This is a genomic window from Mitsuaria sp. TWR114 (assembly GCF_007997345.1).
Window position 1 is genome coordinate 1 of sequence record NZ_VOSR01000736.1, and the last position, 777, is coordinate 777.

1 protein-coding gene is annotated in these 777 nt (G+C 70.4%); it reads left to right on the forward strand.

Annotation, left to right across the window (positions count from 1 at the left end):
* Positions 1 to 10: 10 nt before the first annotated feature.
* Positions 11 to 777 (forward strand): MoxR family ATPase (locus FUT87_RS23370; protein ID WP_147242556.1); only part of this gene is annotated, 767 nt, incomplete at its 3' end.

Here is a 777-nt window from a genome sequence, read left to right on the forward strand (position 1 = left end):
CGCGGCCGACCTGCGGCGGCAGATTAGCACGATCATCAAGGGCAAACAGGCGCAGACGGAAGACTGCCTGGCCTGCCTGCTGGCCGGCGGCCACCTGCTCATCGAGGACCTCCCCGGCGTGGGCAAGACCACGCTGGCGCATGTGCTGGCGATCTCGCTGGGCCTGCGCTTCTCCCGCGTCCAGTTCACGACGGACCTGATGCCGTCCGACCTGCTGGGCGTCAACATCTACCAGCCCGGGGCGCAGGGCGCGGGCGGCAGCGCCTTCCAGTTTCACCCCGGCCCGGTCTTCAGCCAGGTGCTGCTGGCCGACGAGATCAACCGCGCCGGCCCCAAGACGCAGAGCGCGCTGCTGGAGGCGATGGAGGAATACCAGGTCAGCGTGGACGGCACGACCCATCCGCTGCCGCAACCCTTCTTCGTCATCGCGACGCAGAACCCGAGCGAGCAGCTCGGCACGCATCCGCTGCCCGAGTCGCAGCTGGACCGCTTCCTGATGTGCATCAGCCTGGGCTATCCCGACCGCCAGGCCGAGCGCGAACTGCTGATGGGCGAGGACAGCCGTGAGCTGCTGCGCGCGCTCAAGCCGGTGATGACGCCGGAACAGCTGCGCGCGCTGCAGCGCGAAGTGCTGCGCATCCACGTCTCGCCGGCGCTGCTGGACTACCTGCAGGCGCTGCTGGAGGCGACGCGCTCCGGCGAGTGGTTCCAGGAAGGCCTGAGCCCGCGCGCCGGCCTCGCGCTGCTGCGCGCCGCGCGCGCGAGCTGCTGGACACC